Source organism: Brevibacterium sp. RIT 803 (assembly GCF_016892625.1).
Classification (GTDB): domain Bacteria; phylum Actinomycetota; class Actinomycetes; order Actinomycetales; family Brevibacteriaceae; genus Brevibacterium.
In genome coordinates this window covers 1,011,772-1,034,634 of record NZ_JAFEMW010000001.1, presented here as the reverse complement: position 1 = coordinate 1,034,634, position 22,863 = coordinate 1,011,772, and the positions used below count along the sequence as shown (strand labels likewise).

General features: G+C 63.4%; 20 protein-coding genes. 10 read left to right on the top strand and 10 right to left on the bottom strand.

The window, feature by feature from the left end:
* Positions 1-41: 41 nt before the first annotated feature.
* The 7 genes from pspAA to JTF07_RS04670 all read right to left on the bottom strand — a co-directional run bounded on the left by pspAA (position 42) and on the right by JTF07_RS04670 (position 7,385).
* Positions 42-326: a PspA-associated protein PspAA gene (gene pspAA, locus JTF07_RS04700; RefSeq protein WP_204233114.1), complete on the bottom strand. Its 285-nt coding sequence runs from the start codon at positions 324-326 to the stop codon at positions 42-44.
* Positions 323-1,069, bottom strand: coding sequence for a PspA/IM30 family protein (locus JTF07_RS04695; protein WP_204233113.1), 747 nt, complete (start codon positions 1,067-1,069; stop codon positions 323-325). The genes pspAA and JTF07_RS04695 overlap by 4 nt, the downstream gene beginning before the upstream one ends.
* 202 nt (positions 1,070-1,271) lie before the next feature.
* Complete coding sequence (locus tag JTF07_RS04690; protein ID WP_204233112.1) at positions 1,272-1,559, bottom strand: WXG100 family type VII secretion target; 288 nt, start codon at positions 1,557-1,559, stop codon at positions 1,272-1,274.
* Positions 1,560-1,740: 181 nt separating this feature from the next.
* Complete coding sequence (locus JTF07_RS04685; RefSeq protein WP_204233111.1) at positions 1,741-3,831, bottom strand: trypsin-like peptidase domain-containing protein; 2,091 nt, start codon at positions 3,829-3,831, stop codon at positions 1,741-1,743.
* On the bottom strand, positions 3,828-5,696 hold the full coding sequence (locus tag JTF07_RS04680; protein ID WP_204233110.1) for a sensor histidine kinase: 1,869 nt from the start codon (positions 5,694-5,696) through the stop codon (positions 3,828-3,830). Before JTF07_RS04680 ends, JTF07_RS04685 begins: the two co-directional genes overlap by 4 nt.
* Before the next feature lie 30 nt (positions 5,697-5,726).
* Positions 5,727-6,482, bottom strand: a complete 756-nt coding sequence (locus JTF07_RS04675) for a response regulator transcription factor (protein ID WP_009881891.1) — start codon at positions 6,480-6,482, stop codon at positions 5,727-5,729.
* Positions 6,483-6,797: 315 nt separating this feature from the next.
* Positions 6,798-7,385, bottom strand: a complete 588-nt coding sequence (locus tag JTF07_RS04670; protein ID WP_204233109.1) for a CGNR zinc finger domain-containing protein — start codon at positions 7,383-7,385, stop codon at positions 6,798-6,800.
* A gap of 289 nt (positions 7,386-7,674) precedes the next feature.
* On the opposite strand from JTF07_RS04670, the gene JTF07_RS04665 reads away from it, so the two are divergent.
* Together JTF07_RS04665 and JTF07_RS04660 are read left to right on the top strand one after the other, a co-directional pair.
* A complete protein-coding gene (locus JTF07_RS04665) occupies positions 7,675-8,634 on the top strand; it encodes an EamA family transporter (protein ID WP_252199282.1) in 960 nt (319 codons plus the stop codon).
* A 29-nt stretch (positions 8,635-8,663) separates the two neighbouring features.
* A complete protein-coding gene (locus JTF07_RS04660) occupies positions 8,664-10,343 on the top strand; it encodes an ABC-F family ATP-binding cassette domain-containing protein (protein WP_204233108.1) in 1,680 nt (559 codons plus the stop codon).
* Positions 10,344-10,363: 20 nt separating this feature from the next.
* Here JTF07_RS04660 and JTF07_RS04655 read toward each other — a convergent pair whose 3' ends face one another.
* Both JTF07_RS04655 and JTF07_RS04650 read right to left on the bottom strand, forming a co-directional pair.
* On the bottom strand, positions 10,364-11,998 hold the full coding sequence (locus JTF07_RS04655) for a DNA repair helicase XPB (protein WP_204233107.1): 1,635 nt from the start codon (positions 11,996-11,998) through the stop codon (positions 10,364-10,366).
* A 58-nt stretch (positions 11,999-12,056) separates the two neighbouring features.
* Complete coding sequence (locus JTF07_RS04650; protein WP_252199280.1) at positions 12,057-14,168, bottom strand: helicase-associated domain-containing protein; 2,112 nt, start codon at positions 14,166-14,168, stop codon at positions 12,057-12,059.
* Positions 14,169-14,240: 72 nt separating this feature from the next.
* On the opposite strand from JTF07_RS04650, the gene JTF07_RS04645 reads away from it, so the two are divergent.
* From JTF07_RS04645 to JTF07_RS04625, 5 genes are all read left to right on the top strand, one after another.
* Positions 14,241-14,471: a hypothetical protein gene (locus tag JTF07_RS04645; protein ID WP_204233106.1), complete on the top strand. Its 231-nt coding sequence runs from the start codon at positions 14,241-14,243 to the stop codon at positions 14,469-14,471.
* Positions 14,472-14,966: 495 nt separating this feature from the next.
* Positions 14,967-15,347 carry a cold-shock protein gene (locus JTF07_RS04640; RefSeq protein ID WP_143920554.1) on the top strand — a complete coding sequence of 127 codons (381 nt, stop codon included), beginning with the start codon at positions 14,967-14,969 and terminating at the stop codon, positions 15,345-15,347.
* Positions 15,347-16,255: a DUF3027 domain-containing protein gene (locus JTF07_RS04635; protein ID WP_204233105.1), complete on the top strand. Its 909-nt coding sequence runs from the start codon at positions 15,347-15,349 to the stop codon at positions 16,253-16,255. The genes JTF07_RS04640 and JTF07_RS04635 overlap by 1 nt, the downstream gene beginning before the upstream one ends.
* Before the next feature lie 9 nt (positions 16,256-16,264).
* Complete coding sequence (locus JTF07_RS04630) at positions 16,265-17,524, top strand: MFS transporter (RefSeq protein WP_204233104.1); 1,260 nt, start codon at positions 16,265-16,267, stop codon at positions 17,522-17,524.
* Between the two features lie 170 nt (positions 17,525-17,694).
* Complete coding sequence (locus tag JTF07_RS04625; protein ID WP_143920551.1) at positions 17,695-18,192, top strand: DUF456 domain-containing protein; 498 nt, start codon at positions 17,695-17,697, stop codon at positions 18,190-18,192.
* A gap of 165 nt (positions 18,193-18,357) precedes the next feature.
* On the opposite strand, the gene serC is transcribed toward JTF07_RS04625, so the two are convergent.
* Complete coding sequence (gene serC, locus JTF07_RS04620; RefSeq protein ID WP_204233103.1) at positions 18,358-19,515, bottom strand: phosphoserine transaminase; 1,158 nt, start codon at positions 19,513-19,515, stop codon at positions 18,358-18,360.
* Between the two features lie 178 nt (positions 19,516-19,693).
* On the opposite strand from serC, the gene pdxH reads away from it, so the two are divergent.
* The 3 genes from pdxH (at position 19,694) to JTF07_RS04605 (ending at position 22,586) form a co-directional block, all read left to right on the top strand.
* Entirely contained in the window at positions 19,694-20,365 is a 672-nt protein-coding gene (pdxH, locus tag JTF07_RS04615; protein ID WP_204233102.1) for a pyridoxamine 5'-phosphate oxidase, read from the top strand.
* Between the two features lie 253 nt (positions 20,366-20,618).
* A complete protein-coding gene (locus tag JTF07_RS04610) occupies positions 20,619-21,305 on the top strand; it encodes an iron-dependent transcriptional repressor DtxR (protein ID WP_204233101.1) in 687 nt (228 codons plus the stop codon).
* 465 nt (positions 21,306-21,770) lie between these two features.
* A complete protein-coding gene (locus JTF07_RS04605; RefSeq protein WP_204233100.1) occupies positions 21,771-22,586 on the top strand; it encodes a C40 family peptidase in 816 nt (271 codons plus the stop codon).
* Positions 22,587-22,863: the final 277 nt, after the last annotated feature.

Genomic DNA, 22,863 nt, shown 5'->3' with positions numbered 1-22,863 from the left:
GAAGGCAGTGGGCCGGAGTCACCGATATCAAACTGTGTGGATCAGGCTGGATCTGGGATGAAGCCTTCACCGGTGAGGAGCTCTGTGATCTCCTGCAGAGTCGCATCGACGAACGGCACGACGGCCTCACTCGTTCCCAGATAGTCGTCCGAGACGGGCTTGCCGTGTCCGACGACGTAGTCGTGAAGGGCATGCAGAGCTTTTCGGGCGGCCTCTTCATCGGCGGCGTTGACGGCGTCTTCAACCTGGTTGTCATACGTCTGCAACAGGTTCTGGTCGACGTCGGCGATGTCGAACTGGCCCTCGCCCATGATGCGGATGATCATTGCTTGTCCTCGCCTTCAAGCGACTGCTGCTGCTTGTTGGACGATGCCGGCAGCGAGTCACGCATCCGGTTGAGCTCCATCTCCACGTCGTTGTCGCTTGAGAGTGCGTCGAGCTGTGCACTGATGTCGTCCTTCGAAGAACCAGTGACATCTTCCAGTGCGCCCGAAGCGATGAGCTCGTCGACGGCACCGGCGCGAGCCTGGAGCGAAGCGGTCTTGTCTTCGGCGCGCTGGACTGCGAGTCCGACGTCGCCGAGCTCCTCGGAGATGCCGGAGAAGGCTTCGCCGATCTTCGACTGCGCCTCTGCTGCGTTGTACGTGGCCTTGAGGGTCTCCTTTTTGGTGCGGAAGGCATCGACCTTGGCCTGCAGACGCTGCGAGGCCATCGTGAGCTTCTGCTCCTCGCCCTGCAGTCCCTCGTGCTGGCCCTGCAGATCGGTGATCTGCTGGTCCAGACCCGATTTCCGGGTCAGTGCTTCACGGGCAAGGTCCTCGCGGCCCATCTCCATGGCCTTCTGGGCCTGGCCGCTGAGCTTGTTCTGCTGCTGTTCGAGCTGAGTGATCTGCAGTTCGAGGCGCTTGCGGCTGGTGGCGACATCGGCAACACCGCGGCGTACCTTCTGCAGCAGCTCAAGCTGCTTCTGATATGAATAATCGAGAGTTTCATTGGGGTTCTCGGCTTTGTCCAGCGCCTTGTTGGCCTTGGCGCCAAAGATCGCCGCGATCCTTTGGAAGATGCTCATCCGTAGTCGACTCCTGCATTGGTCTTGACCCGACGGTGCTGACCGCTCGTCTCCGAAGCTGGAGAAACGTAGCCGACACCGCCGCGAACTATCGCTATCAGCCTACTAATAAAGGCTGACAATTTGCCAGACGCTGACACAGAACTCGAACAGATGCCCTCAGCGGGAATTCGCGGGGAACGACGGGGTGCATGTTCGGTGTTCACGGAGCGAAGAGTCGGGAGTTGGCAGCCTCGACCTCCGAGTACTGCGCGGCCGCCGTGTTGAGGGCCCCGTGGATCGAGGTCAGCGATTCGAACAGCTGCTTCTGAGCGCCTTCCCACTCGTTGATGACCGTCTGGAAGTTCTGTGCCGCACTCCCCTTCCAACACTCCTGCAGGGCCAGAAGATTCCTCAGCATGGTATTGGATTCTGCAACGAGGGTGCGGGAGGTCCCTGCTGTGGCGGCGGCTGCGGATGAGACGCGTTCGGCATCGACTTCGAAACTCATGACTTCTCCTAACGGTGGGGCACCGGAGCTCGGAACGAGGCACCAGGTCTCATCCCAGCATCGCGGTTCACTCGTGTTCGAAGAAGCCCATTGGAAGAGGGTGTGGACAGTGCTTGGCTGTCCACACCCTCAATTCACTTAAGTGAGATCGTCATCCACAACGATCTGCACTCAAGTGGTGCTACTTCAGCTCGAGCGTCGTCTTCAACGTCTGCTCCTGGCCGCCGCGGATGACGGTGAAGTCGACAGGGGAGTTTGTCGGCTGTGCTCGGACGAGTGCCCGCAGAGCGATCGCGTTGTTCACCTTGGTTCCAGCCACGGAGACGATGTCGTCGCCGTCCTTGAAGCCTGCCTTGTCGGCCGGCGATCCGGACTGCACCGACTGCACCTTCGCACTGCCCTGCGTGGTGCCGCCGTTGTTGATCTGTCCGTCTGTGAGCGTGATGCCCAGGAAGGGATGCAGCGCCTTGCCGCTTGAGATGAGCTGATCGGCGATCATCACGGCTTGTGAGGCGGGGATGGCGAACCCGATGCCGATCGATCCGGACTGCCCGCCTTCACCGGCCTGGCTCAGTGAGGCCGCAGCGGAGTTCACGCCGATGAAGTTGCCGTCACCGTCCACGAGCGGACCGCCGGAGTTGCCGGGGTTGATCGCGGCATCCGTCTGGATGGCGTTCGTGATCGTCATCTCCTTCTCCTGTGAGGTCGCGTCCTCGCCGATGTTCTCTGTGGAGACGGGGCGGTCGAGGGCCGAGACGATGCCGGTGGTGACCGAGTCCGCGAGACCGAGGGGGTTGCCCAATGCCATCACCGGGTCTCCCACCTTCATCTTCTTCGAATCGCCGACAGGGAGCGGACCAGCGTCCTTCGGGACTTGGTCGAGCTTGATGACTGCGATGTCGGTCGAAGGATCGCGGCCGACGATCTCTGCCTTCATCGTTCCCCCGTTCTTCATCGTCACAGCGATTTCGCCGGAGGGGGTGTCGGCCGGGGCGACCACGTGGTTGTTCGTGATGACGTGTCCCTGGTCGTCGTAGATCGAACCTGATCCCAGTCCCTGCACCTGTCCATTGGTGCCGACCTGGATCGAGACGACGCTCTGGGAAGTCTGCTTGGCGACCTCGGTCCAGTCCGGGGTTTCGATGGTCTGATCGGCGACCTTGCGCGAATCCTCTCCCCCGAAGGCGCTGAGCGCGTAGCTTCCGCCGAAGGCTGCGCCTCCGCCCAGCAGAGCAGCGATCAGCGCGATGGCGATTGTCGCACCCCAACCCGGTCCGCGCTTCTCCCGCCGAGGTGGTGCTTCGCCTCCGTAGGGTCCTGGCCATCCGGGTGCGCCAGGTCCACCGGGTGTGCCAGGTCCAGCGGGTGTGCCAGGTCCAGCGGGCGAACCTGGGGCGCCGGGCCCGCCGGGGCTGCCAGGTCCGGGCTGGAATCCTGGATAATCGGACGTGGGGTAACCGCTCTGGTTCGGCTGATTGCCGAATTGGCCGTATGCGGTCGCTCCTGTGCCTGCCGCCGCACCAGCACCCGCTCCTGCCGCCGCACCAACGCCTGTGCCTGCTGCTGGCTGCCCGGTTCCCTGAGAGTACGCAGTGCCATACGGGTTCGTGTCAGAGGGGGAGTTCTGTCCGGCCTGCGCTGCACGGTCGGGTGAGCCGGCTCCGGCATAGGGGTGGCTGTACTGACCGTTGCTGCCGTTGTCGGGCCCGTGGTCATGGCGCTGGGGTCCGTTGTCGTTCTGGCCGGGACCATACGCTGGCTGCCCAGCCTGACTCGCTGTGCCAGTCTGACCCGCTGCGCCGGGCTGTTCTGATGGCCTGGTCTGACCCGTTGCGCCTGGGTACCGTGCCTGTGGGTCCACAGGGGGTTGAGCACGAGTCGGCTGCATCTGAGGAAGATTCTGTCCCTGCCTCGGGTCCTGTCCCTGCCACGGAGCCTGATTCTGTGTCGGTGCCTGGTCCTGACCCGTATTGCCGCTTTGGCTCGGACTCTGTTCAGGGCCGCTCGGGCGGGTCGAAGGCGCAACTGGTGGACTGACCCGAGCAGGACCATTCGAGCCGTTCGGACCGTTCGCACCGTTCGGGAAGGTCCGTGGGACCTCTGCCGAGCGGCGGGAGCCCTCCATAGAGCCCTGGGGTCCTGCAGGTGAGTTGCGGGGGTTGTCTGAGGATTCGCGTGAGCCATCGGTGGGGAACGTCCGGTGGTCCTGATCCCCGTGCCGTCCCCTGTTGTCGGAGTTGTTGCCCTGATTGTTAGGGTCGTTGCTGCTCATCGCTCGTCCTTTCGTGCGTCCGGAGCGCTGTCTTCAGTTTCTGAGATGGGCAGATCGATGCGGAACGTCGCACCGCCGCCCGGTGTCTGGTGCACTGTGATCGAGCCGTGATGGTTCTCCACGATCGCCTTGACGATGGAGAGTCCGAGGCCCGACCCGCCGGTGTCGCGAGTCCGGGAGACGTCGAGGCGGTAGAAACGCTCGAAGATCCGAGGAACGACCTCGGGATCGATCCCGTCGCCGTGGTCGCGAACTTCGAGCCTGACTCGTCCGTTGGGGAATCCGCGCAGCGAATCGTCGACGGTGATGGACCCGGCCGCAGTCATATCGGGCACAATGCCGGTGGGGGCCTGGGCGTCGTTCTGATCGTTGCCGTTCGAGTCGCCTCGGCGGAAGATGCGGACACCGCCGGTGACGAATCCGCGTTCGCGGGATTTGTCCTTCGCCGCAGCCCTATTCGCCACCGTCTTGTTCGCTCCGGTCTTGGAGCCGGTGTCCTGACCATTCGACGGATCCGTGGACTCCGCAGTCACCCCGGTGCGGCCACCGACGACACCGACGGCGAACTCGATGGCGGTGTGCTCGGGAGTGTGGCGGACAGCGTTGCCGGCAAGGTTGACGATGACCTGGCGGATCTTCGATTCCGAGCCCCTGATCATCGGCACGGGCTGGGCATCTTCCCCGTCGAGGCCGATGAAGCTGATGTCCCGGTCAGGTGCTTGAGCAGCTGCGTCGGCGGCGGCGTCGCGAGCGATCCGGTGGAGGTCGATGGGACCGATCTCGGCGGGTCGCTGCTCATCGAGACGGGCGAGGACGACGAGGTCGTCGACGAGGACGCCCATGCGTTTGGCTTCGGACTCCATGCGTTCCATGGCGTTTCCGATGTCATCGGATTTCGTGATCGCGCCCTGCCGGTAGAGCTCGGCATAGCCGCGAATGGTCACCAGCGGTGTGCGCAGTTCGTGCGAGGCATCGGAGACGAACTGGCGAATGCGCTTCTCCGATCGCGTCTGCCCGTCGAAGGAGTCCTCGATTCGCCCCAGCATCGTGTTCAGTGCACCCGACAGGCGACCGAGTTCCGTGTTGCGGGGGAAGGTCGGCACCCTCTGACTCAGGTCGCCCGCGGCAATCCGTGAAGCAGTCTTCTCGATGTCGCGCAATGGGCGGAAGGTGTTGTTGATCGCCCAGTATCCGACACCTGCCACCATGGCCAATGCGAGCAGTCCGATGCCGATCATCGTGTTGCGGGCCCGCTCGTTGATGTTGTCGATCTCGCGGTCGAAGGGCACTGCGATCGAGACGAGCACATCCGTGTTCTGGACCTTCATCGCTCGCGCCCGCCATTGTGAGGTACTCCCGGGCACAGTGAAAGGCTCACCGCCCTGCGCGTAGACCTTCGACTCGTTGATCTTCGGCAGAACCGGGCTGTTGCCCGGCTCGGGAGCCACGGGATCGCTGATCGGTTTGCCGCTCGTGTCATAGAACTGGACGTAGAAGCCTCCGGGCATGAGGCTCTTGAGCTCGTCCCACGAGCTCGAATCGATGGTGGTGGGAGTGCCTGCTGAGGATTCCGTCCCGTCACTGCTGTCCGAGTCCGCTGACTGGTCCTTGCTCGACGATGAAGACGACTGCAGCTGGGCAGGCTGGAACACATCCTGATAGGCCTGCTTCGCAAGCGTCTCCGAGGCATTGATGAGTCTCTCATCGGTGCGTTCGACGAGGCTGTCGCGAAGGTTCTCGAGCACCCAGGCGCTCGTCCCCGAGAGAACGAGCAGCATGAGCAGCATCATGATGGCCAGCAGCTTGGTAGTCAGCGACCATTCTTCCCAGAAGCCGGGTCTGGTGGGACGGGATTCTTTTACCACGTGAGTAATCTAGCGCCTGAGCTTGACCGACTACTTGGATTCCGGTGTGCGCAGCATGTAGCCCACGCCGCGCTTGGTCTGAATCATCGGTGTCCACTCCATCTCGACGGGGTGTCCGGCGGCGTCCGTTTCCGGCGTCACGTCGATCTTGCGGCGCAGGTATGAGATGTAGGATTCGACGATTCCGGTGTCCCCGCCGAAGTCGTATTCCCAGACATGGTCGAGGATCTGGGACTTCGAGAGCACCCGGTTCGTATTGAGCATGAGATAGCGCAGCAGCTTGAACTCGGTGGGGGAGAGGTCGATGAGGATGCCGGAGCGACGCACCTCGTGAGTGTCGTCATCGAGTTCGAGGTCGCCGGCCATGATGACAGCGTTCTCTTCGTCTTCGAGGCTGCGGGTCCGACGCAGCACGGCACGGATGCGGGCGACGACCTCTTCGAGGCTGAAGGGCTTCGTCACGTAGTCATCGCCGCCGACGGTGAGGCCGGTGATCTTATCCGAGGTGTCGTCACGGGCGGTGAGGAACACGACTGGAGCATTCATGCCGATCTGGCGGAGGCGACGCGTGACCGTGAAGCCGTCCATGTCCGGCAGCATGACGTCGAGGACGAGGAGGTCGGGGTTGGTCTGCTCGGCCAGGCGAAGTGCTTCGGCGCCGTTTGCCGCCGAGACGACGTCGAAGCCCGCGAAGCGCAGGCTGGTCGAGAGGAGTTCGCGGATATTGGGCTCATCGTCGACAACGAGGAGTGTGGCTTCGATGTCGGTATCGTTTGCTGTAGTCATGTATCCAGTCTGAAGCTCAACTCTGAGAGTGGAGTGGTAGTTCCCTGAATGCGATTGTGATCTAAGTCACTGAAAAACTCTCAGAAAAGTCCTTTAGGCGCCTGAATGCCGCATGCGCTCTCAGGAATCGCCAGACAAATTGAGGGATATATGCGCTCGCGTACAGGTGAAGTACAGGAAAGTTGGCGGACCTGGAGGCAGCGGTTGCCGAGGTGATTCTCCGGTCGGTCTTCACTTGAGGGTTGGGTCTTCACCTCAGGGTTCTCTCTGGTACGTCAGGATTCAGGCTGGTGGGTCAGGATTCAGGCTGGTGGGTCAGGAGTCAGCTTGGCGGGCGCGGAATGCGGCTACATGCGTCCGGTTCGCACAGGTGCCGGAATCGCAGAAGCGCTTCGAACGATTGCGGGTGAAGTCGGCAAGGTAGGCGTTGCAGTCCTCGGCGGCGCAGAGCCCGAGCCTGTCGAGGTCACCGCTGCGGATCAGGTCGATGAGGACCAGCGCCACATCTGCGGCGACCCGATCGGCGAGGCTCGCCGACTGGCCCACGGCGTGCAGGTGCCAATCCCAATCCCCATGTCTGACCAGCTGTGGCAGCGCACCGGCCCATTGGAGTGTGATATTGACCTCACTGACGATGCGCTCTGTGGCCTTCGAAGCCTCGGGTTCCGTTTCTGCGTCGATGCTGGCATCGAGGGCGATGGCGAAGCGTTCGCGGAGTTCCCGAGTCTCTTTGACATCGGACTTCGTGGCCGTCAGTGGGCCTGAGAAGTCGTGCCGGGCCGCGAATCCGTGGAGTCCGGCGGCAGTCGTCAGCTCGTCTCCCTCCTCGGCGATGGCGCCGGAGGTGTTCAGCAGGTCGACGAGCATGGTGAGGTTCGATCGAATGTCATTGGCGAAAGTCATTGTGGGTCACATTCTTCCACAGGATGTAAGGACCAAAGTGCATTTGACTCATTTCGCGGCAGTGGTGAATACTTCATAAAGAAGGGCTCATGCCCGCACAGCGCGCGTCGCGTCAGCGGCCGACCCGCACAACTCGGTCCCTCCGGGCCACCCGCATCTCCGCAGCTCTCACTCACACATCACACCTGTTCCACACCACATCTGAACCGCACCACAACTCACCCACATACACCACCTCGGCGAGGGCACCTGTTCGCGTCGAATCCGCATACGTCCCAGGGGGTCAAGAATGAATCGCACCGTCGTCATGGGGTTCCTGCTGACTCTTGCCTCCGCGTTCTTCTTCGCGGTGTCCGGGCCGATCGCGAAGACGATGTATCTGACCGGATGGACGCCGGGGTCTGTCGTGCTCATCCGTCTCGCGGGCTCGGCTGTTCTGCTGCTCATTCCCACCCTCATCGCTCTGCGTGGGCGATGGGATGAAGTGCGGGCCAACTGGAAGACAGTGCTCATCTATGGGCTCGTGTCGATGGCCGGCGTCCAGGGCTTCTACTTCGTCGCCGTCGAACACCTCACTGTGGCCGTGGCACTGCTGCTCGAGATGACGGCGCCGATGCTCCTCGTGTTCTGGATCTGGGCGCGGACTCGGACCCGGCCGGCGACGGTGACCTTCATCGGCGTGGTGGTCTCGATGGTCGGACTCCTGCTCGTGCTCGACCTCCGCAACTCTGACATCAGCGTCTTCGGTGTCATCATGGCACTCGCTGCCGCAGTCTGCCTGGCCAGCTACTTCCTGGTCTCTGCGAAGGACTCCATCAACGTTCCGCCGGTGGCCCTGACCGGTCTGGGTATGGGAATCGGGGCGCTCGTGATGGCCGTCATCGTGCTCGCAGGGGTGATGCCGGCCGGCGCCGTCGCCGCCGATGTCGACTTCGGCGGATTCACGGTCTCCTGGATCCTTCCCATGGCGATGATCGTCGTCTTCACCGTGGGCGCCTACATCACGGGCATTCTGGGGCTTCGGTACATCGGGGCGACCATCGGTTCGTTCCTCAACCTCGTCGAGGTTCCGTTCTCCGTGATCGTGGCGTGGTTCGTCCTGTTCGAGCTGCCAGCACCCATTCAGCTCTTCGGCGGCGTGTTCATCGTCGGCGGCGTCGGATTCATCAAATGGGGCGAGTCGCGCCTGGCTCGTCGGGTTGCCTCCCGCGAGGTCGTCGTCAGCTCGGAGGAGTTCACCTCGGTCTGAGGTGCGGCGGCAGCTGATAGCTTGAACGCATGGGCCACATCGAAATCAATGACGTCTCCTACACTCTGGCCGATGGCAGACCGCTGCTGAATTCGGTGTCCTTCCGCGTCGGTGACGGCACGAAGGCCGCACTCATCGGTGCCAACGGGGCCGGGAAGACCACCCTCCTGCGACTCCTCACCGGCGAACTCACACCCGACGAAGGCTTCGTGTCCCACACCGGCAGCGTCGGACTGATGCGTCAGTTCATCACCGCAGACACCGTCGCCGAGGCGCTCGAGGAGTTGGCGCCGAAACGTATCCGATCCGCAGCATCCGTCGTGAGACGGGCCGAGGAGAAGCTGCTCGGGCCCGAGGGTGAGTCGACCGCCGTGCAGATGTCCTATGCCAATGCGCTGGGCGAGTGGGGTGAAGCGGGAGGTTACGAAGCGGAAGTGCTGTGGGACACCTGCACCACCTCGGCGCTGGGGATGGGCTTCGAGCAATGCCGGGATCGGTCGATCTCGACTCTGTCGGGAGGGGAGCAGAAGAAACTCGTCCTCGAAGCGCTCCTGCGCGGGCACAACGACATCCTCATCCTCGACGAACCTGACAACTTCCTCGACGTCCCGGGCAAGCGCTGGCTCGAAGAGGCGCTGGCCGAGACCGACAAGAGCGTCCTCTTCGTATCCCACGACCGCGAACTCCTGGCCCAGGCGGCATCGGAGATCATCACCTTGGAGCTCTCTGCTGCGGGCAACACGGCCTGGGTTCATCCCGGCGGCTTCGACAGCTACCACGAGGCGAGGAAATCACGTTTCGAACGGCTGGAGGAGATGGGCAAACGGTGGGACGAAGAGCACTCCAAACTCAGGACCCTCGTGCAGATGTACAAGCAGAAGGCTGCCTACAACTCAGACATGACCTCGCGCTATCGTGCCGCGCAGACCCGGCTGGAGCGCTTCGAGGCGGTCGGGCCGCCACAGGCCATTCCACGCGAGCAGAACCTGGGTATGCGGCTCAAGGGCGGACGAACCGGCAAGATCGCGATCGTCGCCTCCGGGCTGGAGCTGAGCAATCTCATGCTGCCCTTCGACCTCGAGGTCCGCTACGGCGATCGGGTTGCCGTCCTGGGATCGAACGGTTCGGGCAAGTCCCACTTCCTGCGGCTGTTGGCCGCCGGCGGCAGCGATCCGGAATCTGAGCATCGGCCGGTCTCCGACGTCGAGATCCCACCCGTCGACCATGAGGGACTGGCGAGGCTGGGAGCCAGGGTCCGACCGGGATGGTTCGCCCAGACTCATGGACGGCCTGACCTGATGGGCAGAAGCCTTCTCGACGTTCTGCACAGGGGCGATGAGCACCGTAACGGCCTCCCACGAGAGCCGGCTTCGCGCGCACTCGCCCGCTATGAGCTGGCAGGAGCGGCGGAACAGACCTTCGACTCACTCTCCGGCGGCCAGCAGGCGAGATTCCAGATCCTCCTGCTCGAACTTGCCGGGGCCACATTGCTGCTGCTCGACGAACCCACGGACAACCTCGACCTGGTCTCGGCCGAAGCGCTCCAGGACGCGCTGTCAGCCTTCGACGGCACGGTCATGGCGGTCACCCACGATCGCTGGTTCGCCCGGGACTTCGACAGGTTCTTAGTCTTCGGCTCCGACGGAGACGTCTACGAGTCGACGACCCCGGTCTGGGACGAGGGCCGCGTGGTGCGCTCGCGAGGCTGAGCCATGTCGCGCAGGCTCACTCAGCGGACCTCGATGTCGTAGCTGTAGCCCTGTTCGGTGAGGAAGCGGCGGCGCTGGGCCGCGAAGTGCTCATCGACGGTGTCTGCGGCGACGACGGTGTAGAACGTCGCTGAGCCGGAGTCTTCCTTAGGTCGCAGAATCCGCCCCAGACGCTGGGCCTCCTCCTGCCGGGACCCGAAGGCGCCGGAGACCTGGATCGCCACCGAGGCGGCGGGCAGGTCCACGGAGAAGTTCGCGACCTTCGACACCACAAGCACTGGGATCTGGCCCGTGCGGAACTCGCGGAACAGTTCCTGGCGCTGAGATTCCGGGGTCTGCCCTGTCAGCACGGGTGCGTCGAGGCCGGCCCCGATCTCCTCGAGCTGATCGAGGTACTGCCCGATGACGAGGATCTGCGCATCGGGATGGTCGGCGACGAGCTCGCGCACGATCGGGAGCTTCGCATCCGATGTGGCCGCGAGTCGGTACCGGTCCTCACCATCGGCGCGCGCATAGGCCGTGCGTGTTCCTCCGTCGAGGCGCACGCGGATTTCGTGACAGGACGCGGTGGCGATGAAGCCGAGTCGTTCGAGTTCCTTCCACGGCACCTCGTACTGCTTGGGCCCGATGAGGGAGAACACCTCGTCCTCACGCCCATCCTCACGGACCAAAGTCGCCGTGAGTCCGAGCCGCCGCCTGGCCTGCAGGCTCGCGGTCAGACGGAAGATCGGTGCCGGCAGAAGGTGGACCTCATCGTAGATGACGAGCCCCCAGTCTTTGGCATCGAGGAGTTCCAGGTGCAGGTAGGAGCCCTTACGGCGGGTGGTCAGCACCTGATAGGTGGCGATGGTGATCGGCCGGATCTCCTTCGTCGAGCCCGAGTACTCTCCGACCTCGTCCTCGGTCAGCGAAGTGCGTGCAAGGATCTCGTCCTTCCACTGTCGGGCTGCGACAGAGTTCGTCACGAGGATCAGCGTCGTCGTCTGCACCCGCGACATCGTGGCCACCCCGACGATGGTCTTGCCGGCACCGCAGGGCAGGACGACAACACCGGATTCCCCGCTCAGGGAGTGGTCGATCGCTTCCTTCTGATAGTCGCGCAGATGCCACTGCCCGCCATGGGCATCATCGGACAGGGCGATCTCGTGGGCCTCACCGTCGACATAGCCGGCATGGTCGGAGACGGGATGACCCAGCTGCAGCAGCGCATGTTTGAGCTCACCGCGCTCCGAAGGATGGACGAGGACGGATTCGGCGTCGAGAGATTTGCCGAACTTGCCCACAAGATCCGGCTGACTGATGAGCGAGGCGAGCAGATCGGTGTCGCTCGAGGTCAGGGTCAGCCCGTGGATCGGATTGTCGACGAGAGTGAGGACGCCGAAGCGATCCATGATGTCGACGATGTCGACGAGAAGCTCATGGGGTACCGGGTACTTCGCGAATTCGAGGAGGACGTCGACGACGGACTCCGCGTCATGTCCGCTGGCCCGGGCGTTCCACAGCCCCAGAGGAGTGATCGTGTAGGTGTGGATGTACTCCGGCGTCCGCGAAAGCTGCGCGAACGGCGCGATCGCCACGGCCGCCTCGACGGCCAGGGGGTGCCCTGACTCCAAGAGCACAGTCCGGTCGGACTGCACGATCAACGGACCGTTCATGTAAGTTCCTGCTTCTTTCCACGCCGAGGTGACTTCCGAGGGCACAACACCTGCACCCTCAGGATTGTTCCTCCACCCCGTCGGAGTGACCGCCGGCCACATCGACGCTGACGATGCGCGCGATTGACAGCGACGCCTCGGCGCCGGTGGTCTTCACCTTGCCCCGCACGCGCCCACCGTTGACAGTGGCCGGGAACATGTCGATGACGCGCTCCTTCCCATGCGAATCGGCGAGCGTGATCGTGACCTGCTGGCCCGCCTCGGCGGCTTCGCGGAGACGATCCATGTGTCCCAGCGGCTCGTCCGTGCTCGTGGCCGGGGCCGAGCGGGCCCCGGGGGAGCGCAGGATGCGGATGTAATCGTCGAGGTGGGCATCATCGACCCGTGCGCGTTTGCGCAGATGCACCTCCGGGTCGGCCTGTGTGATCACCTTGCGCTTGCGCACCGGTCCCGAGGGGGAGTGGAGCATGGCATGGTGCTCGGCGGATTCGAGCAGGTGCATGGTGCGTTCGGGCCCCAGCTGCCCGATCGCCACGGTCGGCGTCAGACGCTCCAGGCCGGCCGGCATCATGGCCTGGTCGGAAAGGATGACGTCGAGGTCGACGGGGTCATCGACGACGAGGACGGCGCGGGCACCGGCAACCCGGACGCGGCGCAGCTTCGAGGCCGTGTTCTCGACGAGGAAGTTCAACGTCGACGGCAGAGCCTCGGCGCTGATCTCGGCGAGTTGGGCCAAGGCATCCTCGGCGTTGACGCCGGCCTGCATGCTCGCTTCGATCGTGTCCGCGTCGATGCGATACACGGTGCCCTGCCCGCGAGCTTCGACGACGGCGAACCGGCGCAGAATGTGATGGACCCTGGGTTCGATGGGCCCTGTCGCCACAGCGGTGAGATCGGATTGGATGAGCACGGTCTCGACCTCATCGACGAGCCCGAGTCGCACTGCTTCGACGACGTCGGTGGGCACATCGAGGCCCTCGAGGCTGAAGTTCACCGGCGCGATCGACGGGTCGTGGGCGGCCTGGTCGCTCATCGCTTCGCGCAGACCTTCGGCGAGGAGGACTCCGAACCGGCTGGGCCCGAAGTGCTCGGAATTCTGCAGCGGGGTCGTCGCCAGACCGAAGGCGCCGGCGGTGTGCAGGATCGCTTGGGTCATCGCGAAATCGTGCGCGGGGATGAGCGGATGGGTGGCCAGGACCTGCGCGTGGATCCATTCGGCGGAGCGTGAGGATCCCTGCCCGATGTCGCGCAGAATCTCTGCGATCGTGAAGCGCAGCAACGGCATCGTCGGCTGTGACTGGCTGAATCCCTTGAACAGGGACTTCTTCGGAGAGGCGAGAACGGTGAGGCGTTCGTTGGCGCTCGCCCCGGCCGCCAGCTGGGTGACGTCGAGGGGTTCGCGCAGCCAGGACGTCATCAGTGCAGCCCACAGCTGTGCCCTGTCGCCTTCGAGGACATCGGCCGCATCGTCGCTGGCCGTCCACTGAGGATCCAGCGGGTCGTCGAGCACGCCGATGAGGTTCAGCGACTTCGCTGCGAGCAGCAGGGTGATCGTCTGCTCGAGCCCCAGGTCGATGGTCTTCCCGATCCGAGTGACGTCCCGCTTGGAGATGCCGCCGCTGGTCAGGCGGGAGATCGGGGAGCTGGCCAATTCATCGACGAGCCCGCGCAATGAGGAGATGACCTCTGCGACGCCAGCACGTTCGCTGTTGTGGATGAGCGCCGTCGGGATCGTCTCGGCGCTCGAGTCGAGCTCGGACGTCGCAATCTGCCACGGACGTGCCCGGGCGGATTCGGCCGCCGAGGTGGGCAGCAGCGTGATGGCCTCCGATTGGATCCGCCAGGTGGTTTCTGACGAAGGCCAGGCCAGGCCCAGGTCGCGCAGTCGGGGGAGGACCACCTCGGCGAGGGCGTCGTCGATATGACGATTCTCACCCACGGTGATGTCGGCGAAGGTGCGTGCTGCCTTCGCCATGTCGATGAAGACGTCGAGCTGGGTTGACGTCAGTGCTTCGATGCCCCGGGATACGCCGATGCGCGAGGAAGCTGCCGCGGCCAGCGAGGGGATCGTCGGAGACTCTGGTTGGAGGAGATCGCGACGGGTCCGGACGAAGGACTCGAAGTCGGTATCGGAACTGTGGGACAGCCACTGGCTGAAGGTCATTGACATCGCTGCTCAGTTTACCGCGAGGGTTACAATAGATGGGTAGAGGACCTTCGTAGATCTCGGAAAGGACGAGCATTGTCAGCCAAGCGTGTCGACACCACCATCGTCGTCGTAGCCGTTGCCGCCGCCCTGATCGGCGCAGTCGCGCTCATGGGCGTACTGGGCCAGGCCTGGATGGGCTACGCCCCGTCGCACCTGTTGACATATCTGCCGATGATCCTCCTCCCGATCGCATTCGCCTTGGTCGCCCTGGCCCTGGTCAGAGCAGCACTGAGGCGCAGACAGACCGAGGTGGGCCAGAGCTGAAACTCCCCCGCGGGCGCTGTCGCCGGCACACGCACTTCCGCTGAAGCGATCGCCTCGCAGCGTGCAAGGTGGTCGCGAAGTCAGCGCCGGGCGCCAACCTCACCATGACGGCATCGCGCTGAGGCTGGCCACCGGCACCGTCGGCACCTAGGGCTGATCGGCCGGTCATTGTTCGGCCAGCACACCGTTTCGACTGACGTTCGGGCGATGAGACGGAATGTGAGCACACCGGACGAGCACACAGCGAGATCGGTTCCGGATCAGATTCTGAAGAGGATCCTGGGCCGCGTCGTTGCAGCCAGGCGAAGACACCGCAGTCAGGCGCAACTGCGGTCAGCGAGAACAGCAGCCGGGCGAAGCGATGGGAACAGATCCTGATGCCACGCACCACTGCGCATCACCACGGACGAGCTTGACGAACCACCAGCAACACCAACGACCATCAACACCAAAGACGAGCAATACCAACTGCGAGCAGCACCAGGAAAGGACATCATGCCAACCGGACGCGTGAAATGGTTCGACGTCGACAAGGGCTTCGGCTTCGTCATCGCCGAGGACGGCTCACAGGCCTTCCTCCACTCCTCCGTCCTGCCCGAGGACGCTGAGGTCACCAAGGGCACCCGCCTCGACTATGATGTCGTCGATTCCCGACGCGGGGCCCAGGTCCTCAAAGCCAGGCTGCTCTCCGGCCCGGCGAAGGTGGCGAAGGTCCGCCGACGCCCGGCCGAAGACATGGCAGTTATGGTTGAAGATGTCATCAAAGTACTCGATGACCTCAACAACGGACTGCAGCACGGCCGCTACCCCGATTCTTCCCACGGGAACAAGGTAGCCTCACTGCTGCGGGCAATTGCCGACGATTTGGAGTCCTGATGTCATCACTCTTCAGTGATTGGTTGGCCGGCCAGAGTGCCGAGCCGACGAACGACCCTGCGCCTGCCGAGGCGGCGTCGGCTGCTGAAGCACCTGTCAAGGCTGAGGCTGCAGCGCCGGTGAAGCCGACCAAGGCGCCGCGGGCGAGCTCCGAGAAGGTCGTCCTCGATGCACAGCTGGCCGCAGCCATCGACACTGCGCGTTCTGCTATCGCCGAGGTTGCCGGCAGTTCCGTGATCGGTGATCACTTGGGCACGCTGGCCGAGGGCACCCGCCTGGTCACCCACTACTTCGCATGCACCGATCCGACCTACCGCGGTTGGCGCTGGGTCGCAGTTCTCGCCCGTGCCCCTCGGTCGAAGAAGGTCACGGTCTGCGAGACAGCACTGCTGCCCGGCCCCGACTCCCTCGTCGCACCGAAATGGATCCCCTGGGATCAGCGTGTGGAACCCGGCGATCTGACTCCCCGCGACACTCTGCCGAAGGTCGAGGACGATCCGAACCTGCAGCAGGGCTTCGAGCAGGTCGAGGAGACCTCGGATGGCAATCTGGACGAGATACCGAATTTTGAGTTCGGGCTCGGCCGCCGCCGAGTCCTCTCGCCCGAAGGCATCTCATCGGCCGCTACCAGGTGGGCCGAATCGGAGACCGGCGCTGAATCGGATTTCGCGGCGAAGGCCTCGGCCCACTGCTCCAGCTGCGGATATCTCATGCCGCTGGCCGGATCGCTGCGTCAGAAGTTCGGAGTCTGCGCGAACGGCTGGTCCCCGGCCGACGGCAAGGTCGTCGCACTCGACTTCGGCTGCGGAGCCCATTCGGAGACCGACGTCAGCCGGCAGAGCACAGATCCTGCCGAAGCCGTCGTCGACGACTACTCCGCCGGCGAACTCGAGTTCCAGGAGGGCTGACACACAGAGATGGCGCACACGTTCCGGTCGCTGGCTGAACCGAACTACCGACATTGGTTCGCCGGTGCACTGATCTCGAACACCGGAACGTGGATGCAGAGGACGGCCCAGGACTGGCTCGTCCTCACCTACCTGACGAACAACGATGCTTCGGCACTGGGCATCACCATGGCACTGCAGATGGGCCCTCAGCTCATCATGTTCCCCTTCGCAGGAGCGATCGCCGACAGGTTCTCCAAGCGCAAGCTGCTCATGGTCACTCAGACGCTGCTGGGAGCCGTAGGACTGCTCCTGTTCGTGCTCGTCATCACCGACGTCATCGTCCTCTGGCACGTCTATCTGACGGCTCTGGCCCTGGGCATTCTGGCCACCCTCGACAACCCTTCCCGACAAGCCTTCGTCTCTGAGCTCGTCGGCGAGAAGCTGCTTCCCAACGCAGTCAGCCTCAACTCCGCATCGTTCAACGGGGCCCGCATGATCGGCCCCGCCGTCGCCGGCGTGCTGACGGCACTCATCGGCGCCGGCCCGGTGTTCCTCATCAGCGGGCTCGGGTTCGCTGCGACCCTGACGGTGCTCATCCGTCTGGATCAGAACCGGCTGCACCCCTCGGGGCGCAGGGGCAAGGGCGGGATTCTGGGCGGCTTCACATACCTGCGAAGACGTCCCGATGTGACGATCGTGCTGGTCGTGCTCTTCATCGTCGCGACCTTCGGATTCAACTTCAACATCTACACCGCCACGATGGCCAAGATCGAGTTCGGCAAGGACGCCAGCGGCTTCGGCCTGCTCAACTCCGTCATGGCGATCGGATCCGTGACCGGAGCACTCGCCTCGGCGAAGCGGGAGAAGCCGAGGCTGCGTTTCATCTTCGGTGCCGCAGGCGGATTCGGCCTCGCAGTGGGAACAGCATCTCTGATACCCAACTACTACGTCTTCGCGGCTTCGCTGATGCTCGTCGGATTCGCGTCGCTGACGATGATGACGTCCGCCAATGCCTATGTTCAGACGACGACTCCCGCTCACTATCGCGGTCGGGTCATGGCGATCTACGCAGCCGTCGTCATGGGCGGGACTCCCATCGGTGCCCCGCTGGCCGGCTGGGTCGCCGATACGTTCGGACCGCGGATGGCGATGGGCGTCGGAGCCGCCTCGGGCATCATCGCCTTCAGTGTCGGCCTGGTGTGGATGATCGTGTCGAAGAACCTGCGCCTGAGCTACGACCCCAAATCCCGCATCCGTCTCCATGTGAGCTATCTGGGCAGGCCCTGAGTACCCAGCTTGAGGCTGGCAGTTGGCAGCTGGGTTTGGGGCTGGGTTTGGGACTGGGAACTGGGTCGGCAGTCCTCTGCCATCCTGAGCGCGGCGCAGAGCCTGGTCCCTTATTATGGGGAGCCCAATGAGATTATCGGGAGCCCCATGAGCAACAGATCGGACAGACAGTGAACGCGGACATTCTCACCTCGGTGCTGGTCGGACTGGCGATCCTCGTCGGCTGCCTCGGCATCATCCTGCCCGTTCTGCCGGGATCCATCCTCATCGCGATTGCCGTGCTGGTGTGGGCGATCGTCATCGGCGGGCCGATGGCCTGGATCATCTTCGCCATCGTCGCCGTCTTCGTCGCCGGCGGGATGAGCGCCTCCCTGGTGCTCACGGGCAGAAAACTCAAGGCGATGAAGGTTCCCAACAGATCCGTGCTTGTGGCCGGTCTCCTGGGTATCATCGGGTTCTTCGTGATTCCCGTCGTCGGCCTGCCGATCGGCTTCATCGCCGGTCTCTACCTCGCCGAACACATGCGCCTTCACGACGCTAAGGAAGCCTGGGACTCCAGCTGGGAATCACTCAAGGCGATCGGCATCGGCACCGCTCTCGAGTTCCTTCTCGCCCTGCTGGCAGCCATCACCTTCGGCATCGGAACCCTCATCCACTTCCTCGGCTGAGGCCGGGGACTGAGGGCCAGGGCCCGGGGCCACCCGTACCGTCGGGGGTCGCCGGCCACTTCGCCTAGAGACAGTTCAGCACCCCACACCCGCAGCTCCGAAACATCTCCTTGCAAAGGGGTGTTAAGGAGCTGCGGGTGCAGAGTGCCGGGCCTGAACGAAGTTTCAGGCCAGGGCGTCGATGACGAAGTCGATGCTTGCCAGCAGGGCCTTGACGTCCTCGGGATCGACGGAGACGAACGTTGCGATGCGCAGCTGGTTGCGGCCCAGCTTGCGATAGGGCTCGACGTCGACGATGCCGTTGTTGCGCAGCACCGAGGCGACGAGGGCCGCATCGACCGAATCGTCGAAGTCGATGGTGGTCACGACCGATGAGCGATCCTCAGGGTTCTCGACAAAGGGATGAGCCACCTCGGCGGCATCGGCCCAGTCGTAGACGAAACCGGAGGTTTCACGGGTGCGAGCGGTGGCCCACTCGAGGCCGCCGTTGCCGTTGATCCACTCGATCTGCTCGGCCAAGAGCACCAGCGTCGTCACGGCAGGGGTGTTGTAGGTCTGATCCTTGCGGGAGTTCTCGATCGCGGTCACGAGATCCAGGGACGCGGGGATCCAGCGTCCGGAATCCTTGATCTCCTGGGCACGGGCGATGGCCTTCGGAGACATGATCGCGACCCACAGGCCGCCGTCGGATCCCATGTTCTTCTGCGGTGCGAAGTAGTAGACATCGGTCGCGGTGATGTCGACAGGCAGACCACCGGCACCGGAGGTGGCGTCGATGACGACGAGCGCGTCGTCGTCGATGTCCTCGGGGCGGGTGATCGTGGTGGCGACACCGGTCGAGGTTTCGTTGTGCGGCCACGCATAGACGTCGGCCGCGGCATCGGAGGTCCCGGCTATCGTGGCGAAGGAAGCAGGGGAGGGGATGGCTGAGGTGCCGGGATCGGCCTTGAGGATCAGCGAGTCCTGCAGGTGCGGGGCCTCATCGGTGGCCTTGGCGAACTTCTGACCGAACTCGCCGAAGGTCGCGTGTGCGGCCCGCTCGCGCACGAGTCCGAAGGCGGCGACGTCCCAGAAGGCCGTGGATCCGCCGTTGCCGAGGACAACCTCGTAGCCTGAGGGCAGGTTGAAGAGTTCGGCCAGGCCGGTGCGGATACGACCGACCAGCTTCTTCACGGGTGCTTGGCGGTGGCTGGTGCCCAGCACATCTGCGGCGGCGGAGTTCAGCGCCTCGATCTGGGCTTTGCGGATGCGAGCCGGACCGGCTCCGAATCGTCCGTCGGCGGGCAGGAGTTCGTCTGGGATCGTTATATTCGTGGCAGTCACGATCGACATTCTACGACGCGCCAACGTGTGGCCGATGACCGGCATCGTCATGGGGAGACATGTGAGGTCTGGATCGCGTCCTGTCCGGCGGCGGCTTCGGTGATGAGTTGTGCGCTCATGCGAGGACATGTGCAGGCAGCCGATGACTCGTGTCACCGGCTCGCCGTAGAGTGAAGGTATGAGTGAGCCAGTCGACCGATTGCCGCAGACCCGGAAGTCCTACGAGTCACCGTCCTTCGACCATCCCGCGGTCTCGCCGCTCGCGCTGTTTCGACAGTGGTACGACGAGGCCGCGGAACACGTCCGCGAGCCGAACGCGATGACGGTCTCAACCCTCGATGATTGGGGTCCGTCCTCACGGATCGTTCTGCTCAAGGGCATCGATGAGACGGGGTTCATGTTCTTCACCGACTACGATTCTGCCAAGGGGCGTCAGTTGCGCGCCGATCCACGAGTGGCCGTGAACTTTCCCTGGCAGGACATGGAACGGCAGGTCAGGATCAGGGGGCTCGCCGAGGAGGTCGCACCCGAAGACTCGGACGCGTACTTCGCCGTGCGCCCCCATGGATCCCAGATTGCGGCCAGTGTGTCGAAGCAGTCCCAGGCCGTCAGCGGCCGGGAGCAGATGCAGACAGAATACGAAGCCGCCTTCGCGGAGTACGCGGACAAAGAGGTGCCCCGACCCGATCACTGGGGAGGATTCCGAGTCCGCGTCTTCGAGATCGAGTTCTGGCAGGGACAGAGGAATCGGTTCCACGATCGCTGGGTATTCCGCCGTGCAGATGGCACTCACGAGCCTGCGGATCTGTCACTGGCGGCCGCGTGGGACGCCGTGCGTCTCTACCCTTGAAGTCGGCCACGGCTGAGTCGAAGACGCAGCGAAATAATCGCCTCGCTTCAAGCGTTGAGGCGGCAGGCGGGATCGTGGTCCAGGCGCCGAGGTCGAAGGATCGACCGGAGGATTCCTCTATTGCGCATTCAGCGGTAGACGTCAACGTCGGTTGAACATACGTGATTGGACGCACGCGGGATAGGATTGATGCAGAGAACGCCTGAAATGGTCGAATGGACCTGAAGACGAAGAGTGGAGTGGCTGGTCTGAAGTGAACGACCTCATTGATACAACTGAGATGTACCTCAAGTCGATCATCGAGCTTGAGGAGCAGTCGATCGTGCCGCTGCGCGCTCGGATTGCTGAACGTTTGGATCACTCCGGTCCCACCGTTTCACAGACCGTGGCGCGGATGGAGCGTGACGGACTGCTGCATGTGAGCAACGACCGTCATCTGGAGCTGACGGCCGAGGGGCGTCGGATCGCCACCGAGGTGATGCGCAAGCACCGATTGGCAGAACGGCTCCTCGCCGACGTCGTCGGACTCGAGTGGGAACTCGTCCACGACGAAGCATGCCGGTGGGAGCATGTGATGAGCGAGCAGGTCGAACGCAAACTCGTCAGCCTGCTCCCCGAGATCGCTTCGGGCCCGTACGGAAATCCGATCCCTGGCCTTGACGTGATCGGTGGAAAGCAGACGCCAGGCACCGAGGTCGTCGATCTGGCGACGGCTGTTGCTCGCGACGGGGCGAAGGAGCTTCGGATCGCCTGGTTGGCAGAACCTCTGCAGGTCGACATCCACCTGCTGCAGCAGTTCCAGGTCGCAGGTGTCCTGCCGGACAGCGATGTGGAGATCTCACGCAACGGCGAGTACATCACGGTCCAGGTTCCGGGTGCACAGGATGTGCTCGACCTGCCGCTGGACACTGCTTCACACGTATTCGCCTACAAGAAGTAGATTCCCTCCAGCGGCAGTCCTCGGCAAGAAGTGAACTCGGTCGAGTGGTCGGCCGTGGAGAGAACGAAGCGACGTCGAGAAACAAGCCTCGTTGGCAGAACCGGAGCAGAGACGGCCCGGTCACGGTCGATGGTCTCGATCAGGATCGATTTGTTACAAAATGACGTTGAGCACGGCCCAGGGAGTGTCAGAACACCCCCTGGGCCGTGTCGTATAACGCGCCAATGTTACGAATATTTACCTCATTTTAGGGCTCTGACCTGGGTGTTTATGGAAAACCTCCATGGCGGGGGGCGAGGTTCGTGACAGAAACGTGACAATCGGTCACTGATTGGTTACAGTTGTGGAGGTTGTTCACGAAAGTGACGACTTCGCCTCGAGAGCCGCGCGCCACGCTCGACGCGAAATTTCTAAGGACCGAGAGTGGCGGTTGGGATTCTTTCCAATAGGTGACGAGAGGGAAACGTGGCAATTAAGCAGCATGGCCGCCGCGCCGCTGAAGCCAAGGTCAAGACTCCATTGACCGAACTGACAGAAATCCTGAACGCCAACTCCGCCGTCTTCGGACGCCGTGCAGCCGTTGTCGCTGCCAGCGGTGGTCTGCTCACCGCAGCAGTCCTTCCGGCGGCAGGACAGGGAGCCGACGACAACGTCGCAGTCTCCGCCGAGTCAGAAGCTCAGGCACAGGTCGAATTCAAGAACCAGACCGCGACCGTCAATGCTGACGACGATTCCAAGGACAAGAAGCAGGACTCCTCCTTCAGCGCCGACGTCCAGACCGTCACCGCCAAGGCTGCTCCGAAGCCTGAGCCGAAGCCAGAACCCGTGGAGACCGCCGAAGACACTTCAGGCGACTCCGATTCCGCAAACGCAGGCACCTCGGATTCCGGCGACAAGGGCGAGAGCAAAGACTCCGGCTCCGATGCCGGTTCGATCGACGGCTCCAAAGCCGAGCAGGTCATGGGCTGGGCAGCCAAGGGCGTCGGCACTCCATATGTTTACGGTGGAACCTCGCAGAGCGGTTGGGACTGCTCCGGTTACACCTCCTGGGTCTACAGCAAGGTCGGTGTCAACCTGCCTCGCAGCTCCGGTGCACAGAAGGCCGCTGGTCAGGTCGTCTCCCAGTCGGAGGCCAAGCCCGGTGACCTCATCTGGCACCCAGGTCACGTCGGCATCTACGCCGGTGGCGGACAGATGTACGATGCCGGCTCACCAGGGTCAGGCACCTCGAAGCGCAGCTACAGCTGGATGGGTGACGTCACCTTCATTCGCGTTCTCTGATCCAGCTCACACAGAAACTCCCCGCCTGACTCGACGGTCCTCGAGTCAGACGGGGAGTTTTTGCATACCTGATTGTCAGAAATCCACACGATGCCGGTCATGGGCTTGAGCTGCCGGCCACGCCGGAAGGTGAACGGCAATGAAAGAATCCGTGACGCGAGCGATATGAATTCGGTCACAGGAGATGGTCGGAGTTAGTCTTAGTACGATTGAGTTGGCGTAAGTGATGGGAAATCAGATGGGCCACAGTCGGATAGTGCGAATAGCCGCTCCAGTT

Bases quoted from the DNA above. Each gene is read 5' to 3' on its own strand.
- JTF07_RS04655 (WP_204233107.1), bottom strand. From the start codon at position 11,998: ATGAACGGTCCGTTGATCGTGCAGTCCGACCGGACTGTGCTCTTGGAG.
- JTF07_RS04635 (WP_204233105.1), top strand. From the start codon at position 15,347: ATGTCATCACTCTTCAGTGATTGGTTGGCCGGCCAGAGTGCCGAGCCG.
- JTF07_RS04660 (WP_204233108.1), top strand. From the start codon at position 8,664: ATGGGCCACATCGAAATCAATGACGTCTCCTACACTCTGGCCGATGGC.
- JTF07_RS04670 (WP_204233109.1), bottom strand. From the start codon at position 7,385: ATGACTTTCGCCAATGACATTCGATCGAACCTCACCATGCTCGTCGAC.
- JTF07_RS04665 (WP_252199282.1), top strand. From the start codon at position 7,675: ATGAATCGCACCGTCGTCATGGGGTTCCTGCTGACTCTTGCCTCCGCG.
- JTF07_RS04675 (WP_009881891.1), bottom strand. From the start codon at position 6,482: ATGACTACAGCAAACGATACCGACATCGAAGCCACACTCCTCGTTGTC.
- pspAA (WP_204233114.1), bottom strand. From the start codon at position 326: ATGATCATCCGCATCATGGGCGAGGGCCAGTTCGACATCGCCGACGTC.
- JTF07_RS04695 (WP_204233113.1), bottom strand. From the start codon at position 1,069: ATGAGCATCTTCCAAAGGATCGCGGCGATCTTTGGCGCCAAGGCCAAC.
- JTF07_RS04690 (WP_204233112.1), bottom strand. From the start codon at position 1,559: ATGAGTTTCGAAGTCGATGCCGAACGCGTCTCATCCGCAGCCGCCGCC.
- JTF07_RS04630 (WP_204233104.1), top strand. From the start codon at position 16,265: ATGGCGCACACGTTCCGGTCGCTGGCTGAACCGAACTACCGACATTGG.
- JTF07_RS04640 (WP_143920554.1), top strand. From the start codon at position 14,967: ATGCCAACCGGACGCGTGAAATGGTTCGACGTCGACAAGGGCTTCGGC.
- JTF07_RS04650 (WP_252199280.1), bottom strand. From the start codon at position 14,168: ATGTCAATGACCTTCAGCCAGTGGCTGTCCCACAGTTCCGATACCGAC.
- JTF07_RS04685 (WP_204233111.1), bottom strand. From the start codon at position 3,831: ATGAGCAGCAACGACCCTAACAATCAGGGCAACAACTCCGACAACAGG.
- pdxH (WP_204233102.1), top strand. From the start codon at position 19,694: ATGAGTGAGCCAGTCGACCGATTGCCGCAGACCCGGAAGTCCTACGAG.